This is a genomic window from Vibrio metschnikovii CIP 69.14 (assembly GCF_000176155.1).
In the GTDB taxonomy this organism is placed as follows: Bacteria; Pseudomonadota; Gammaproteobacteria; order Enterobacterales; family Vibrionaceae; genus Vibrio; species Vibrio metschnikovii.
The window spans coordinates 380419-396597 of record NZ_ACZO01000006.1; the positions used below are offsets into that span (position 1 = coordinate 380419).

Annotated in this window: 16 protein-coding genes; 7 read left to right on the top strand and 9 right to left on the bottom strand. The window is 43.0% G+C overall.

Annotation, left to right across the window (positions count from 1 at the left end; translation table 11 throughout):
* Positions 1-62 precede the first annotated feature (62 nt).
* On the bottom strand, positions 63-1607 hold the full coding sequence (locus VIB_RS05250; protein WP_004394942.1) for a DUF3360 family protein: 1545 nt from the start codon (positions 1605-1607) through the stop codon (positions 63-65).
* 661 nt (positions 1608-2268) lie between these two features.
* On the opposite strand from VIB_RS05250, the gene VIB_RS05255 reads away from it, so the two are divergent.
* The 4 genes from VIB_RS05255 (at position 2269) to VIB_RS05270 (ending at position 5447) form a co-directional block, all read left to right on the top strand.
* Entirely contained in the window at positions 2269-3039 is a 771-nt protein-coding gene (locus VIB_RS05255) for an ABC transporter ATP-binding protein (RefSeq protein WP_004394943.1), read from the top strand.
* A gap of 148 nt (positions 3040-3187) precedes the next feature.
* Positions 3188-3964, top strand: coding sequence for an ABC transporter substrate-binding protein (locus VIB_RS05260; protein ID WP_004394944.1), 777 nt, complete (start codon positions 3188-3190; stop codon positions 3962-3964).
* A 62-nt stretch (positions 3965-4026) separates the two neighbouring features.
* Positions 4027-4767, top strand: coding sequence for an ABC transporter permease (locus VIB_RS05265; protein ID WP_004394945.1), 741 nt, complete (start codon positions 4027-4029; stop codon positions 4765-4767).
* A 2-nt stretch (positions 4768-4769) separates the two neighbouring features.
* Entirely contained in the window at positions 4770-5447 is a 678-nt protein-coding gene (locus VIB_RS05270; RefSeq protein ID WP_004394946.1) for an ABC transporter permease, read from the top strand.
* Positions 5448-5556: 109 nt separating this feature from the next.
* Here the strand turns inward: VIB_RS05270 and xthA are convergent, their stop codons facing one another.
* Genes xthA through dinG form a run of 4 tightly spaced genes read right to left on the bottom strand, consistent with a single transcriptional unit; the run spans position 5557 to position 9252 of the window.
* Positions 5557-6369 (bottom strand): exodeoxyribonuclease III, encoded by an 813-nt coding sequence (gene xthA, locus VIB_RS05275; RefSeq protein ID WP_004394947.1) that lies wholly within the window; start codon positions 6367-6369, stop codon positions 5557-5559.
* Complete coding sequence (gene rsmS / locus VIB_RS05280) at positions 6366-6527, bottom strand: pleiotropic regulatory protein RsmS (protein WP_040904204.1); 162 nt, start codon at positions 6525-6527, stop codon at positions 6366-6368. The genes xthA and rsmS overlap by 4 nt, the downstream gene beginning before the upstream one ends.
* A gap of 17 nt (positions 6528-6544) precedes the next feature.
* Entirely contained in the window at positions 6545-7177 is a 633-nt protein-coding gene (priC, locus tag VIB_RS17025; RefSeq protein WP_004394949.1) for a primosomal replication protein PriC, read from the bottom strand.
* 2 nt (positions 7178-7179) lie between these two features.
* Complete coding sequence (dinG, locus tag VIB_RS05290; RefSeq protein WP_004394950.1) at positions 7180-9252, bottom strand: ATP-dependent DNA helicase DinG; 2073 nt, start codon at positions 9250-9252, stop codon at positions 7180-7182.
* Between the two features lie 549 nt (positions 9253-9801).
* Here dinG and VIB_RS05295 point away from each other — a divergent pair.
* The gene (locus VIB_RS05295; RefSeq protein ID WP_004394951.1) at positions 9802-10644 is read left to right on the top strand and encodes a porin; all 843 of its coding nucleotides are present in this window, start codon (positions 9802-9804) and stop codon (positions 10642-10644) included.
* Positions 10645-10834: 190 nt separating this feature from the next.
* The gene (locus VIB_RS05300; RefSeq protein ID WP_004394952.1) at positions 10835-11503 is read left to right on the top strand and encodes a DUF2057 family protein; all 669 of its coding nucleotides are present in this window, start codon (positions 10835-10837) and stop codon (positions 11501-11503) included.
* A gap of 21 nt (positions 11504-11524) precedes the next feature.
* On the opposite strand, the gene VIB_RS05305 is transcribed toward VIB_RS05300, so the two are convergent.
* The 4 genes from VIB_RS05305 to VIB_RS05320 form a co-directional block, all read right to left on the bottom strand.
* On the bottom strand, positions 11525-11983 hold the full coding sequence (locus VIB_RS05305; RefSeq protein ID WP_083797744.1) for a YchJ family protein: 459 nt from the start codon (positions 11981-11983) through the stop codon (positions 11525-11527).
* Between the two features lie 59 nt (positions 11984-12042).
* A complete protein-coding gene (locus tag VIB_RS05310) occupies positions 12043-13254 on the bottom strand; it encodes an EAL and HDOD domain-containing protein (RefSeq protein WP_004394953.1) in 1212 nt (403 codons plus the stop codon).
* Positions 13255-13376: 122 nt separating this feature from the next.
* Positions 13377-14111: a UDP-2,3-diacylglucosamine diphosphatase gene (gene lpxH / locus VIB_RS05315; protein WP_040904205.1), complete on the bottom strand. Its 735-nt coding sequence runs from the start codon at positions 14109-14111 to the stop codon at positions 13377-13379.
* Positions 14112-14150: 39 nt separating this feature from the next.
* Positions 14151-14645, bottom strand: coding sequence for a peptidylprolyl isomerase (locus VIB_RS05320; RefSeq protein ID WP_004394955.1), 495 nt, complete (start codon positions 14643-14645; stop codon positions 14151-14153).
* 146 nt (positions 14646-14791) lie between these two features.
* On the opposite strand from VIB_RS05320, the gene cysS reads away from it, so the two are divergent.
* Positions 14792-16174 carry a cysteine--tRNA ligase gene (cysS, locus tag VIB_RS05325; protein ID WP_040904206.1) on the top strand — a complete coding sequence of 461 codons (1383 nt, stop codon included), beginning with the start codon at positions 14792-14794 and terminating at the stop codon, positions 16172-16174.
* Positions 16175-16179 lie beyond the last annotated feature (5 nt).

Consider the following 16179-nt stretch of genomic DNA (forward strand, 5'->3'; position numbering starts at 1 on the left):
AACACTACCCAAGGTACTACCAAGACTTGTGAATCATTGTAGACTCAATTTTGGTATCTTGCTTAATGTAGCCATGCCTTAAGACCGTATTGGCTCTCAAGCATACCGACCGCTAGCATAGCGACTAAACAGATAATTAATACCCCACAAGGAATGATAATTTTATCGATGAAAGATAAGCGTGAGGCGCGTTCTTTATCACCGATGAAACCATTATTATCCAAAAACATGGTTAATGCCCAAGCCAATACCGGATTGACGACCGCAGAACCAAAGATACAGATCCCCGCTGCCTGTGCATCTTTGGTATTTCTGACCATTTGCATGCCTGCTTCTAGTAGTGGAAGAAAGACGCCGACTAATAGTGCAATACGCATAACGGGTGGCCATACCGCAACATCCATTGGGAAGCCAAGAATCGCGACGATAATACACAATGAACCCAATAAAATCGCGCCTGCTGGGATCGGACGTTTCGCGATGGCTGCCGGGATCATATAGGTTCCCCAAGACGATGTAATGTTACCACCACCAACGGCTGTACCGACCATTTGACGAACCGAGCACATGGTCATCGTGTCATCCACATCCATTAAGACTTTTTCTGTTTTACGCGGATAGTTAAGCTCTTGGAAAATTCGATGGCCTAAGAAGTCCGGTGACCACATTGCCACAGCAAGGATGGCGAAAGGTAGCGAAGCAATAAAGTGCTCTAAGTTAGGTAAACCAAGCATCCAGCCTTGTTCGGTTGAGCCCCACCAGTAAACAGGATTTAAATTTGGTAGCCCCATTTCAGTTTGAAAGGTTAAATCAAAGCCTGCCCCGAGTGCTAAAGCAATCAGTAAACCAGAAAAAGCACAGATAGGAATGGCTAACCAGCGTTTACCGTATTTAGCTAAAAGTGCATAGATAACAATGTTAATGCCCAATACGATTAAACCGATATAACCAAGGCTACCCGCTTCGATAGTCGCAGATTCCAAACCGGTTGCCCAGGTCTGAATGGAGCCAATTTGACTCATCGCACCGGTAAAACCGAGGAAGATTAATAGTCCGCCAGCGGTGCCTTCCGATGTCAGGTTGACCAGCTTAGAGCCACCTTTAAAGTAGCTGAGTAATAGACCAAATACCCCCAATAAAATGGCTAAAGCAAGTGGGTGAGCACCTGCTAGGGCGATGGTAGCAATGAGGGGGATCATTGGACCGTGGTTGCCAGCAAGGTTAGCGCGCGGATTAAAAAATCCAGAAGAAAGAATACAGAACAAAAGCGCGGGGATCAGCATTTCAACCCGAGCGACCTCAATCGCAAACTCTTTACCCAGTTCGATATGATCCCAAGCGGCGGTTAATCCTTCGGCCCAAGACATCATTACCGCAGAGTACATGGCTATAATACCAATGGTTCCAGCGAGAGCTGGGACCAAATCTTCCCATTCAAAGCGGAAGTCACGACCAGGAAGGTTCAACGCGAAGCGACGAGGCTTCATGATTTGCAGTTCATGGTCTAGATAATCGGAGCGGCTAGCAAACTCAGATGATGGACGATGCAGTTCTTGATAACTCTTCGTCTCGATGTCTGAACGCTCTTGATTGATGACGTCTGACATAGATTCCTCATATTAATAAAGTTAATAATTCTGGTTGAATTCAATGTAACTGGCGATTGGGAAAGCGATTATTTGCGTAGTGATAACGTTAGTTTTGTTATGCCATTGTGTTAACTAACATTATGACTATAGAGCATTATTAATCTTTTTATTTGTTGGCGAGTTTAACGTGCTAATCGACTAGGATGATTGATCTTGATCACTTTAAGATATTATATGAAATAAAACTACATAAAATCCCAAAAATCAGCCACATAGTGCCTACTTGTTTGAAATGTTTTTACACAAAATAGAATTTGCAACATAGCTTAAAATCATGGGTGTGATGCTTCGATACGGCCTGTGGGTTGAGAAATAGTATTGAAAATGCGCTTATCATTAAATGAAAACTGTTAACAAAGAGGGACTCAGGACACAAAAAAGCGGTTTCTGTTAACAAAAAACACACTTATCCAGATGGGTGATTTTCACTGCTGGTGGTTTTTTATTCCTAAATATGATTTTTCAATGGCTTTATTTGACTTTAAATGCATATAAATAAAATAGAAATCCAAATTACCTATAGTTAACAATTTGTTGCGTGCTCGCAATTTGAATGCTAGTTTGTACCAAAAATGAGCAGGATTGCTCAGTGTTGATTCATGACAGGGAGCGAAAGCGCATGAATGATGTACCCGCGCTGGATATAAAAAATCTCCACAAAGCCTTTGGACAAAATGAGGTGTTAAAAGGCATTTCATTACAAGCTCACAAAGGGGATGTGATCTCGATTATTGGCTCATCGGGATCAGGAAAAAGTACCTTTCTACGCTGTATCAATCTTCTGGAAATACCGACTTCCGGTGAAATTTGGGTGAACAATGAATTAATCCAAATGAAAACTAACCGACAAGGCGCATCATTACCCGTTAGTGAAAAGCAAGTGCAACGAATTCGTTCGCGCCTTGCCATGGTGTTTCAAGGCTTTAATCTCTGGTCACATATGACGGTATTAGAAAATGTGATTGAAGCTCCCATTCATGTTCTGGGGTTCGGTAAAGATCAAGCCATCGCGAGTGCAGAAAAACTGCTCAAAAAAGTCGGGTTATATGAACGCCGTGATTATTACCCCGGTCATTTATCTGGCGGTCAGCAGCAACGCGCAGCGATTGCTCGAGCTTTAGCCGTTGAACCAGAAGTATTACTGTTTGATGAACCCACATCGGCATTGGATCCGGAGCTTGTCGGCGAAGTGCTTGGGGTGATGAAAGATTTAGCGCAAGAAGGCAGAACCATGTTGGTTGTCACCCATGAAATGGCCTTTGCGCGAGATGTTTCTAATCATGTGCTGTTTTTGCATCAAGGTGTGGTTGAAGAGCAAGGCGATCCTCGCCAATTGTTTACTCAGCCAAACTCTCCTCGGTTAAAGCAATTTATCTCATCGATTTATTAAACGCTGAGGGTATCGCGCTACCTTGGTTAACCCCTTGGTTTGAACGGTAACTCAGATAGGGATTTCAACGTGTTATATCGTCACTGTTTCTTAATCCTCCTTGAGGAGAAAAAGAGCAGGGCAACCATACCATCACAGGAGTAGGGAAATGAAAAAGTGGTTATTAATCGTAGCGATAGCAGCCTCAGCATTGTCGGGTATTGCGCAAGCGAAAGAATGGAAAACGGTGCGTTTTGGCATTGAAGGCGCTTATCCTCCTTTTAGTTGGACAGAGGCGGATGGCTCACTGCGTGGGTTTGATGTGGACATGGCTAATGCGCTTTGTGCTGAAATGCAAGTGGAATGCGTGATTATTCCACAAGATTGGGATGGCATCATTCCGTCACTATTGGCTCGTCGTTACGATGCCATTATTGCGGCGATGTCCATTACTGAAGAGCGTAAAAAACGTGTTGATTTTACAAAGAAATACGCACAAATCCCGAATCGTTTCATTGCTAAAAAAGACGCTAATCTTGATTTTACGCCAGAAGGCCTAAAAGGGGTACGTATCGGTGTCCAACGAGCCACCACGCATGATAAATACCTAACCGATAACTATGGTCGTTCAGTCAATATCGTTCGATATGGATCATTTGATGATGCGTATCTTGATTTAGCGAATGGGCGAATCGCAGCGGTATTGGGTGATGCCTCTGCGCTAGAAGAAGGGATGCTTAATCGACCAGGAGGCGACGGTTATGAGTTTGTCGGACCTTCATTAACCGATCCTAAATGGTTTGGAGAAGGGATGGGGATTGCAGTTCGTAAACAAGATAAAGCCCTAACCGAACAACTTAACCGTGCGATAGCGTCGCTGCGAGAAAAAGGTATTTATCAACAAATCGCGGCACAATACTTTAGTTATGATGTGTATGGTGAGTAACCACGAAAACCTACGTAATTGGGGGTGAATTCGCCCCCATATTTTGAGCAAGGAAGGCGTAAATGCTCGATCTTCAAGGATATGAAACGGCTATTTTGCAAGGCGCGTGGCTGACGATTCAAGTGGCATTATGGTCATTGTTATTGGCGATGATATTGGGCATGCTCGGTGCATTAGCTAAGTTAGCGCCATACCGTTTTGCAAGAAGTATTGCCACATTGTACACCACGGTAGTCAGAGGTATCCCCGATTTAGTCTTAATGATGCTGATTTTCTTTGGTGGGCAAATCTTATTAAATAACAGTTTATTTGCCATCAATGAATGGCTTAATTCACTCTTATTATCACGCAATCCCGATCATCGGTGGGTCTCTTACCTACCGGACTATATCAATGTCAGCCCATTTATTGCAGGAGTGTTGACGATAGGATTCATCTTTGGGGCTTACATGGCAGAGACCTTTCGCGGCGCGATGATGGCGGTTGATAAAGGTCAGCTAGAAGCGGCTAAAGCCTATGGTATGAGCGGGTTGCTCACTTTTCGCCGAATTCTGTTGCCGCAGATGATACGACATGCACTGCCTGGTTTTGGTAATAACTGGTTAGTGTTGTTAAAAACCACTGCATTGGTCTCGATTATTGGTTTAGAAGACATGGTTCGAGTCAGTTCATTAGCCGCCGGTTCAACGCAAATGCCTTTTACTTTCTATTTATCTGTTGCCTTGATTTTCCTATTTTTCACCAGCGTTTCCACCGGATTACTGAAGTGGGTTGAGCGTAAATTTACTATTCAAACGAGGTAGCGATGGATTTTTCAGTCATTTTACAAAGCTTACCTCTGTATTTTTCTGGCTTATGGACCACCGTTTGGTTGGTGGGGTTATCTTTAGTGATCGGCTTAGCTGTGGCTATTCCCTTAGCGATTGCTCGTAATAGCTCACTGTGGGTGATATGGCTACCTGCTTGGTGTTATATCTATTTCTTTCGTGGCACTCCACTGTTAGTGCAGCTGTATTTGATCTATTACGGTATGGATCAATTCTTCCCAGTGAAGGATACCTGGTGGGAACATGCTTGGTTCTGTGCTTTGGTGGCCTTTATTTTAAACACTTCCGCTTATACTGCCGAGATTATCCGTGGCGCGATTAATGGTCTATCGAAAGGGGAAATTGAAGCGGCAAAAGCTTATGGCATGAGTCCATGGTTGACCTATCGGCGGATTGTTTTACCCAGTGCATTACGTCGGGCGCTCCCTGCGTACAGTAATGAGGTCATTTTTATGCTACACGGCAGCGCAGTGGCCGGTATTGTGACGATACTTGATCTTACGGGGACGGCTCGTTTAGTCAGCTCTCGCTACTATGCGCCTTTTGAAGCGTTTTTAGTCGCTGGACTGTTTTATTTATTGCTGACATTTTTGATTCTATGGTGCTTCAAGCGTGCCGAAAAACGTTTCTTGGCTTATTTAAGGCCGATCAGTTAGCACTAAATAAATGTTGATATAGGCTTTTCGTCGATCAGATGCTCTACTGTCCAGAGGATAATGTACTCGGTGACTGTTAATAGCTAATAGCAAATCACCGAGTAAATGATTAATTACGCTTAAATACTGCCCAAATCGGCGCATGATCAGAGGGCTTTTCAATCGCTCGCAGTGGGTAATCAATATCGGATTCAACGCAGTCTATAGCGAGTGAAGGTGTCGCGAGAATGGTATCAATACGCAGGCCACGGTTATCATCAAATCCTCTAGAGCGGTAATCAAACCACGAAAATTTATCTTCAACGCTGGGATGAAGTTTACGGAAAGTATCTTCTAATCCCCAATCCAGTAAGCGTTGTAGCCATTGACGCTCTTCCGGTTGGAAAGAGCATTTCCCTGTTTTTAGCCAACGTTGACGGTTCACTTCACCAATACCAATGTCTAAATCGATAGGGCTGATGTTAATGTCACCCATCACAATGATCGCTTCATCTGGTGTGTGATAGTCGGTGAGATAATTCATTAAATCTTGATAAAATTGACGCTTATAAGGGAACTTGGTTTCGTGATGAATATTATCTCCTTGTGGGAAATAACCGTTCAATACCGTTACTTTATCGCCATTCTCATCAAGAAAGGTGCCGATAATCATTCGTTTCTGGTGGTCGTCATTATCCGTTGGAAAGCCTTTTTGCACTTCCAGTGGCGCTTTTTTACATAGCAATGCCACGCCGTAATGGGCTTTCTGGCCGTGAAAATAGACGTGATAACCCATCGCTTCCACCGCTTGGACAGGAAATGCTTCATCGTGCACTTTGATTTCTTGCAAGCCGATAATATCGGGTTGATGTTTATCAATTAGGGCTTGCAGCTGATGCAGTCTTGCTCGTAATCCATTGATATTAAAACTGACAATTTTCATTTATCTTCCTTTAATTTGCTTTCAAGGTCGCGTTTTACGTAATCGAGAGCGAGTAAGGCAGTACGTGGATCCACCTGATTCGATTCGAGAAGATAGATAAGATCGACGGCCAACTTAATTTCATCGGGCGCATCATCTAAAGTCGGGAGAGGGGACATATCTCGTTCTCATCGTTCTATTGTGAGCCGTTATTCTGCAGGTTAATCAGTTGTGCTTCAATGATCGCTTTCGCTTGTTGGCAACGGTTAAGACGCTGTTTGGCTAAAAATAGCGCTTGTTGTGCCTGTGGATAGTAGCGTGCTGAGGTTTGTTCAAGTTGATATTGTCGGTTAAGCACTAACGTCAATAGACGCTGCTCCCATCGTTGATGCTGGATTAACTGTTCGGCTAATTGAGATTCACTCATATCCTTAGCTAAAGTAGGATGTTCGCTATCTAGCCCATCGCGTTGCAAACTATTCTCCCATTCGTCCACCACGCGTTGCAACGCCTCTAATTGAGCACATAAACGATCGCTTAGGTGTTTGACTTGCACCAGACAGGGGCTGGAGGCATGGCAAATGTGGTGTAATTGAGAGAGCGTCTGTTCCGCTTCATGCGCACACGACTTTAATGAGAAGACATTTTTTTTGAACAATTGATTATCAAACCAGCGCCTAGTGTGATGACGATATTGCGTGTCGATAAGCTCGGCGTGACGCATTAAGCGTTGCAGCCGTTTAGTCGCTGATCCGAACCGGTCATCGTTAGTGATAGGTTTACTGTGAGTCAATCGTTTAGAGCGAGCGGGGAATAACGGTTTCACCATGATTATTCAATAATTCGTTGAAAAGGGGGAAGCGCATCCAAAAGAGCTTTACCGTAGCGTTTAGAGACGATACGTCGGTCAAGCAGCACTACTCGGCCAGAATCACTTTCTTTACGCAATAATCGCCCCACGGCTTGAATTAATTTTTTACTCGCCTCAGGGACACTAATTTGCAAGAAGGGATTACCACCGCGTTGCTGAATATATTCAGCATGGGCTTGTTCAACGGGGGAGCTAGGCACAGCAAAAGGAATTTTGGTTATGATGACGTTTTGTAAAAGTTCACCCGGAAGGTCCAGTCCTTCCGAAAAGCTACCAGTACCAAAAAGGATGCTTGTTTTGCCGCATTGCACGAGCATTTTATGTTTATTGAGCAGCTCAGTTCTGGATGTTGTACCTTGCATTTGCCAATCCCAAGCTTTTTTTAGAAATTTTTTGCTGATTTTTTGCTCAACTTCTTTCATTTGCCAGTAAGAAGCAAACAGGACCAAATTGGCTTGATTAGGGACAATGTACTGATGAATCTTGTCGACGAGATGATCGGTATATTGTGCCGCTTGCGGCTCATAATCCATCTTAGGGATCAATAGCTTGGCTTGGTTTTGATAATCAAACGGAGATGATAAGGCTAAAAATCGTACGCCATCTTCTGGTTTTTCACTGATCCCAGCCTGACGACAAAAGAAACTGAATGAATTTAAGGCTCGCATCGTCGCAGAGACCAAAATGGCCCCAACACAGCGACTCCAAATTTGTTGATCCAACTGCCAACCAATTTCAAGAGGTGAGACATTAACAATATAGTCGCCTTCTCGTTCACTATGGATTGCTAACCAGCGTGCGAGTGGGGCTCCTTTTTCTCGTTTAGGCTCAGCCATTAATTGCCAAACTTGGGCGAGTTTTTCTAAACGTTGTAAGAAGAAACCTAATTCGGCGAGAACAGGCTCAGCTAAACGGCTGGCCAGTTCACCGTCTTTGACGCGTTCGGCGATTAAATCGGTAATTTTGCTCACGGCTTGGTTGGCTTTTTGAGAATGCAGCTTAAGCTCTTTAGCTTGTTCTTCAAGCCAGTTAGGCAGCTCACCATGTTCAAAACGCAGCACATTCTCTTCAAAAGCGCTGGAATCAAACTGATTTGGTAGTTGATTGAGGAGCGGGATCAGTTGTTGTAAGGCGTTACGCGCTTCATTTTCAAAGCGTGCGACTCGTTTGGCATCCGCTAGCGATATTGCGCGCGCGAGCGCTTGATTGAGCTTTTCTAACCAACTAACGCTGCCTTTCATACTGGCTGAGGCTGAGGCATGTTCACGGGCCACATGAGGCAGATGGTGCGCTTCGTCAAACACATAAATGGTATTTTCAGGTTCAGGAAGAATTACGCCTCCACCTAAGTCGGCATCGGCCATCACCAAGCTGTGATTGGCAATAATGACATCGGCTTTATCCATTGCTGATCGAGCTTTTTGAAAAGGGCAATCTCGATGAGCGGCGAAGCTACCATTACAACTGTGTTTATCACTGACAATGGTTGACCACACCAAATCAGAGATAGGACTTGGCCAACTGTCTCTATCGCCATCCCACTGACCGTTTTTTAGCTGCAGATACAGTGTTTGTAATTGTTCAATCTCTTTTGCTGCTGGTTTGGTTTCAAACATCGCTAACTGGTTGTCATCGTTACCACAAGCTGCCGCTAATTTTTCAGTACAGCAATAACGCTGTCTGCCCTTGGCGATCAGTAAAGAAAAGTTTTGATCGGTGATACGGCGATACAGCGGCAAATCTTTGTGCATTAGCTGTTCTTGCAAAGCCACGGTTGCGGTGGATATCACCACCTTACGTTGATTAAGCAGTGCAACGGGTATGACGGCCATTAGATAAGCGAGTGATTTACCAATCCCGGTTCCTGCTTCTGCGACGATCATGCGGGTTGAAGCGTGATATTGACCACAGAGAGTTTTAGCAATTTCTGCGACCAGAAAATTTTGTGCGCGACGAGGAATAAAATTATCCAACTGATGGTGCAGATTTTGGTAACTGGTACGAATCGATTGTTGAATTTTTGTGGTTAACATAACGGGACCTAAGTAGCAGGAGCCGGATAGTAACACAGCTTTTTAGATGAGCGGTGGGGAATTTTGTCGGATGAAATCGAAAATTTTGGAGCCATAAGCTCGATAATTGCCTGCTTTTAAATCAATTCTAGATCTTGCTCACAAAAAAAAACTGAACCTTCATACACTTAAGATGTTCAAGATGCATTTTGGTTTTTAAGCCTTTTTATTTTCTTAGTTTTGGTTTACTAATCTGAAAATTTCCTTTAATTTAGATTTAAGTTCTGATTATTGGTGTAATGTTAAACTATTTAACATTTATTATTAATTATGTTTTGCAGCTTTAACGCTTATCAATAGAACAAAATTTTTACTTAAGTTGTTGTTATTTAATTATTTATGTTGTTTTTATAAATATTTTTTTTCATATTTGACATGTGCCGTATTCTTTTGCAATCTAAAGCTCGAATTTAGTGGCGATGGTAACTAACCGCAGAGTTAGCCGACCATCTTCTAAAACTAAGGGAACCGAAACGGAATTCCCATACTAAGAAAAGGCAGTGGATTATTATGAAAAAAACTCTAGTCGCACTACTGGTTGCCTCAGCAGCAACGTCAGTAAACGCAGCAGATATCTATAAATCGGACGACGTGACTGTTGATTTCTACGGTCAACTTCGTCAGCACGTTGAGTTTACAAACAAAAAAGATGCAAACGGTAACAGTGTTGATCCTAAAATCGAGCAAGGCTCTTCACGTGTTGGGGTAAACCTAACTTACAAAGCTCTTGAAGAAGGTTTGGACGTTGTTGCTAAAGTTGAGTACCGTGTTGGTGAAAGCTGGGAATTGCGTCAGCACTACATCGGTATGAGTTCAGAGTACGGTGTAATGACCTACGGTAAACAGATCCCAATCTATGGTGATGTTTACGGTGCGGAATATTCGTACCATTATGGTTTGGCGCCATATCGTGGTGGTCTGGATACTAAAGAAAACTTTTGGCAAAGCAGTGCAATTAAATACCAATTGGATCTAGACAATAGCTGGGTGAAAGCACAATACAACCTAGCTGAGAACAACACCAATGCTGAGTTGTTCGAGATCTATGCTGGTACCACTTATGATTCATGGGCTCTACATATTGGTGGCGCTTCAATGACTGACAAAGTTGGCGTGAAAAATGTTGAGTCAACTTACTTTGAAGCGACAGCTGAGTATCTACTAGGTAAAGGTAAAGTTGGTTTTACTTATGCTTATAACGAAGATAAGAACAAGCTGACTGATGGTAAAGTGAAATCTAATGGTTTCCACCTAGGTGCTAAGTACGAAGTGCTCCAAAAACGTCGCTTTACGGCGGCGCACAATTTATCGACGGTAAGAATGATGCGGCTGACATTACTAACCTATACCTAGGTGCTGAGTATATGTTTGCTAAATGGGCACGTACTTATGTTGAATACGGTTTCAACGATACTGACAACGAGAAAAACGTAAGCAGCCTTGCTATCGGTGCTCGTGTTTACTGGTAATTCATAACGTTATCGTTACTATAAGCCCAGCATAGCTGGGCTTTTTTAATGTTTTTATGGGAGAAACGATTGTAATGACGATTTATATCAATCTAATCTGGCGGGGATGCTTACTGGTTTGCAGTATGGTTAGTCTGGCTCATGCGCAAGTGCAATTGGTGGTGCCTGAGGCGATTAACTTATCCGTAGTTAATTTAGAAAAACCGCGGCTCGAAGGTGGGCTATTTAGCAGCAATAAAACGCTGATTTTGCCTAATGGGACGCATCAAATCGCTTTTCGTTACTCCCAGCCATTTGTGAATCGCGATACGGTAGAGGCGGTCAGCAGTGAATTAGTCATATTGAAGTTTAATGCTGAAAATCAAAAGCTAACTTTTCAGTTACCCGATTATCGCAACGCCCAGCAAGCGCGAAGAGAGATTGATCACTTTACTTGGCAATTGATTGATACTACCAACCAACGGCCAGTTGAACAGACCAGTGACATTATCGCCATCAGCGGCTTTGTACTCGGACAAAATTTTATTGATAATGTGATAGAATACAATAAACAATCCGGCAAAGCGTCAATTAGCATGAGCTATCTGACGGTGGATAATCACGCTAAATCGATACCTAGTCACTCTCAGCCGCTTCCGACTGCCGATGAAGACTCTCTTGTCAGTCAACTGCAACAGCTCTATTTGCAAGCGAATCAGCAGCAGAAAGCCGTCTTTCGTCAATGGATCAGTCAGCAAGAGTAATTGGGAAGACTGAAAAACAATTTACCCACAGCATTGCTTGAGTTTTTTACCGCTCCCACAGGGACATGGCTCATTACGTCCGACTTTATTGTGCTTTGGAAAGATGCCGTCAATGTAGAACCACTGCTTCTTTTCCCTCACAAAACGTGATTGTTCTTCTAGGCAAAGCGTTTGCTGCTGATCAATAAAGAAGGCTTTAAAGTGTACAAAGCCTTCGTTGGGATTATTCCCCAACCACGTTCGTACGACGTCTAATCCTGTCCATTGGCTATTGATTGAATCTGCGATGGCATCTCGCTGAAGCTCGGCGTCACAAGAGGGGTGATAAGTATTGATGACAAAATCGACTAAACCTAATACATGGGCACTATAGCGAGCTCGCATTAATTGCTCTGGAGTCTGTGCATTAGTAGGATCAGAATGAATCGGTTGGCAGCATTTGGCATATTCAACTTGGCGTTGACAATAGCAGATATCCATAAAATAAAACCATCATAGAAAAATAATCAACGAAGTTTAAGGATAATGGAGATAGCTGTCTACTGATGGCTATTGAACAAATCTGCAGTCCAATGAACGGCTTGATGATAACAATCACTGATGGTTTGTTCAGGTAATGAGAGCTGGTGAGCAAGGTCGTTCACGGTTTGCCATTCGGCTTGTTCATACGCTTTAATCAGTTGCAATACCTTACCTAACTGACCTGACCCTGAAACAATCGCGTCTTTGACTTGCTGTTCAATCGGCATCTCTTCAATAATATCTGCCAAGGGTTGATCGAGTAAGCCATCAATCAGTGAAAACATTCCTGTTAGGAAAGCATTACCTGATTGGTCGGCATTGGCAATATTGAGAGACAATAATTCACAATAACGAGCTCGCTGAATGGATAAACCATACAGTGCATCAGGCTTATCTTTATGAGTGGAGGCAATCGCGACTAAAGAGACAAAGCGACGTAATCTTGTCTCACCCAGATAAACTAGGGCTTGTTTAAAGGAGCGTATTTTTGAGCTCACCATGACCGAAGAATTGACAAAGGTCAGCAATTTATACGAGAGCGTCAAATCTTTACTGATTAATCTTCCTAACTCTTGATAGTTAATCTCTTCCTTGGCAATTTCTTTGCATAGTTGCACGATGGTTAAAAATGCGGGTTCCAGTGCTTTTCGTTGAATTAACGCTGGCTGACTAAAGAAATAACCTTGGAAGTAACAAAACCCTGCTTGTTTTGCTAGCTCAAACTCTTGATAAGTTTCAACTTTCTCGGCTAAAAATTGAATATTATGTTTTTGATTTTTTTTAATAAATAGGCGTGCTTTTTCAATAGGAACAGTATGAATATCAAATTTTATAATCTGGACATGAGGTAAAAAAGCTGCCCACTCTTTACTGGGTACAAAATCATCGAGGGCAATAGTATAACCGAGCTTTTTGAGCTCAATGATCGCATTAAGCAGTTCCTCGGTGGGTGTACAGTTTTCCAGTACCTCGATAACTAAGTTACTGGAAGGAAATAGGGTTGGTACGAGGTTAATTAAGCTTTGATAAGGAAAATTAACAAATTCCCATAATTTCCCGGCACGATATTGTACTGACCAAAAGTGGTCTGATAACAATCGGCTGGTGGCAAGTTCAGCATCGATTTGTGGGAAGGTATTGTTAGGACCATCACGAAACAGTAGTTCATAACCGACGGTGTTACGATCTCGATCTAAAATCGGTTGCCTAGCAATATAGGAATACTTCAATAGCGTGCCCTTCTTTATTATCTATCCGTTGTCTATCGTCTTAACGTACCACCATTAATAGTAGTACGTCTGTTAAGCTAACCCAATGGATGCTCTTGAAAAGAGTCTTTGATTATTGAAAGCTAATCAACCCTTGTGATGAAAGGGAGCGTTTCTAAAGCGTAGCCTTGTGGAGAATAGCGCAGTACCGATCCTTGATGATGCCAATCGCCAAGAACGATCCGGATTTTTGTCCCTTCTTTATCGATATGATGAATGGCTGGTCGATGGGTATGACCATGGATCATCAGCGCCACTTGATGTTTGTTCATTACATTGACCACCTCGCTAGGGGTGACATCCATGATCTCCATAGCTTTATGAACTTTATCGCTGCGAATATCGGTTTGTACACGGCGAACAATACGTTTTTTTAAGCAATAAGGGAGTCGGTTAAATACCCATTGTAGCCAAGGTTGATGGACTTTTTCACGGTAGGCTAAATAACGAACATCTTCGGTGCATAGGGTATCACCATGTAATACCACCGCGGATGTGCCGTACAAGTTGATCCGTGCCTCTTGCTCAAGTAAGGTCACGCCAGTGTCTTTAGCAAAACGTTTACCCACTAAAAAGTCGCGATTACCATGGATGAAGTAACACGGTACACCAGCAGACGTCAGTTGTTGAAACTCTTGTTTAATTTGCTGACTAAAAGGGGTGGGATCATCATCTCCGATCCAAAAGTCGAATAAATCCCCCAATACGTAGAGAGCATCGGCTTGTATGGCGTCCTTGCGCATAAACTGAATGAAACAATCCGTAATATCGGGGCGCGAAGGGGTCAGATGAAGATCTGAGATAAACAGTGTGTGCATAAGGCCGTTAATGGAGCGCAGCCGCGCTCCATCCATTGATTATTCTGCGATAGTGGTATGAGTAATCACTACTTCATCCAGTGGGACGTCTTGATGCATGCCATAAGAACCGGTACTAACGGTTTTGATCTTATTAACAATATCCATACCTTCAATCACTTCACCAAAGACGCAGTATCCCCAGCCGTCACGACTTTCAGATTTAAAATCAAGGAAAGTGTTGTCATTGACGTTGATAAAGAATTGCGAGCTGGCTGAATGTGGATCCATGGTACGTGCCATTGCCAGTGTGCCTGTTTTATTGCTTAACCCATTGTTTGCTTCATTACGGATTGGCGCACGAGTGGCTTTTTCTCGTAGACCAGAAGTCATACCACCACCTTGGATCATAAAGCCATCAATCACACGATGAAAAAGCGTGTTATCGTAAAAACCATCACGACAGTATTGCAAAAAGTTAGCACTGGTTTCAGGGGCTTTCTCGGTATTCAGTTGAATTTTTACGTCACCAAAATTGGTATGTAGGGTGATCATAGCTATTACCTTTACTTGTTTTGTATGAATGACTGATTTTAGCCTAACTTTTTGCGCATTCAAAACACCAAATGGATGACCTAGTGATAATAGAGTTGTTATACTCGTTCATCATTTTAGTAATTAACGGTAAGTAGATAGAGATCATGCTGAAGATTTATAACTCACTCACAAGACAGAAAGAGGAATTCAAACCCATTACAGCCGGAAAAGTTGGCATGTATGTCTGTGGAGTCACCATATACGATCTCTGTCATATTGGTCACGGTCGTACCTTTGTCTCTTTTGATGTGGTATCACGCTACTTACGCTATTTGGGTTATGATTTGACTTTCGTGCGCAACATTACTGATATTGATGACAAAATCATTAAACGTGCCTCTGAGAATCAAGAATCTTGTGACTCGTTGACGGAACGACTTATTCAAGAGATGTACACCGATTTTGATGCGCTCAATATATTGCGTCCTGATGTAGAACCACGTGCCACGGCTTATATTGAAGAAATCATTGCTTTGGTAGAACGGCTAATTGATCGCGGTTTTGCTTATGTTGCAGACAATGGCGATGTTATGTTTGAAGTCAGCAAATTTAAAGAGTATGGCCGACTCTCCAAGCAAGATTTAACCCAACTGCAGGCCGGTGCTCGCGTTGATATTGAGACTGCAAAACGTAGCCCACTCGATTTTGTATTATGGAAGATGTCTAAGCCGGGTGAACCCACGTGGCAATCCCCATGGGGGCCTGGACGTCCTGGTTGGCATATTGAGTGTTCAGCGATGAATTCTTCTATCTTGGGTAATCACTTTGATATCCATGGTGGTGGCTCGGATCTACAGTTTCCTCATCATGAAAATGAAATTGCCCAATCTTGCTGCGCTCATGATACCCAGTATGTGAATACTTGGATGCACAGTGGCATGGTGATGGTAGACAGAGAAAAAATGTCAAAATCGCTGGGTAATTTCTTTACCATTCGTGATGTGTTGCAACATTATGATCCAGAAACCGTACGTTATTTCTTAATGTCTGGGCATTATCGTAGCCAATTAAATTACAGTGAAGAAAACCTCACTCAAGCTCGAGCGTCTTTAGAGCGTCTCTATACTGCCTTGCGTGGTTTGGATATGACGGTCGCAGCGGCTGGTGGTGAAGAGTATGTCAGCCGCTTTACCAGCGCGATGAATGATGATTTTAATACCCCAGAGGCCTACTCGGTCTTATTTGATATGGCACGTGAAGTTAACCGACTTAAAACAGAAGATATGCTTCAGGCGAGTGCTTTAGGGGCATTAATGCGCGAGTTAGCGGATGTGATTGGTATTCTATACCAAGAGCCAGAACGCTTTTTGCAAAGTTCGGTTGCAAATGATGACCAAGCCGAGGAAATCGAAGCGTTGATCAAACTGCGTAATGACTCACGCGCGAATAAAGATTGGGCTAATGCGGATCTTGCTCGTCACAAGCTGACAGAGATGGGCATTATTTTAGAGGATGGTCCGAACGGAACCACTTGGCGACGCAAATAAGCGAA

What these genes read in the sequence shown, in the direction of transcription:
- dinG (WP_004394950.1), bottom strand. Translation starts at nt 9,252, where the DNA reads ATGTTAACCACAAAAATTCAACAATCGATTCGTACCAGTTACCAAAAT.
- xthA (WP_004394947.1), bottom strand. Translation starts at nt 6,369, where the DNA reads ATGAAAATTGTCAGTTTTAATATCAATGGATTACGAGCAAGACTGCAT.
- VIB_RS05250 (WP_004394942.1), bottom strand. Translation starts at nt 1,607, where the DNA reads ATGTCAGACGTCATCAATCAAGAGCGTTCAGACATCGAGACGAAGAGT.
- cysS (WP_040904206.1), top strand. Translation starts at nt 14,792, where the DNA reads ATGCTGAAGATTTATAACTCACTCACAAGACAGAAAGAGGAATTCAAA.
- VIB_RS05305 (WP_083797744.1), bottom strand. Translation starts at nt 11,983, where the DNA reads ATGGATATCTGCTATTGTCAACGCCAAGTTGAATATGCCAAATGCTGC.
- priC (WP_004394949.1), bottom strand. Translation starts at nt 7,177, where the DNA reads ATGGTGAAACCGTTATTCCCCGCTCGCTCTAAACGATTGACTCACAGT.
- VIB_RS05255 (WP_004394943.1), top strand. Translation starts at nt 2,269, where the DNA reads ATGAATGATGTACCCGCGCTGGATATAAAAAATCTCCACAAAGCCTTT.
- VIB_RS05260 (WP_004394944.1), top strand. Translation starts at nt 3,188, where the DNA reads ATGAAAAAGTGGTTATTAATCGTAGCGATAGCAGCCTCAGCATTGTCG.
- VIB_RS05300 (WP_004394952.1), top strand. Translation starts at nt 10,835, where the DNA reads ATGACGATTTATATCAATCTAATCTGGCGGGGATGCTTACTGGTTTGC.
- VIB_RS05270 (WP_004394946.1), top strand. Translation starts at nt 4,770, where the DNA reads ATGGATTTTTCAGTCATTTTACAAAGCTTACCTCTGTATTTTTCTGGC.
- VIB_RS05295 (WP_004394951.1), top strand. Translation starts at nt 9,802, where the DNA reads ATGAAAAAAACTCTAGTCGCACTACTGGTTGCCTCAGCAGCAACGTCA.
- rsmS (WP_040904204.1), bottom strand. Translation starts at nt 6,527, where the DNA reads ATGTCCCCTCTCCCGACTTTAGATGATGCGCCCGATGAAATTAAGTTG.
- VIB_RS05320 (WP_004394955.1), bottom strand. Translation starts at nt 14,645, where the DNA reads ATGATCACCCTACATACCAATTTTGGTGACGTAAAAATTCAACTGAAT.
- VIB_RS05265 (WP_004394945.1), top strand. Translation starts at nt 4,027, where the DNA reads ATGCTCGATCTTCAAGGATATGAAACGGCTATTTTGCAAGGCGCGTGG.
- lpxH (WP_040904205.1), bottom strand. Translation starts at nt 14,111, where the DNA reads ATGCACACACTGTTTATCTCAGATCTTCATCTGACCCCTTCGCGCCCC.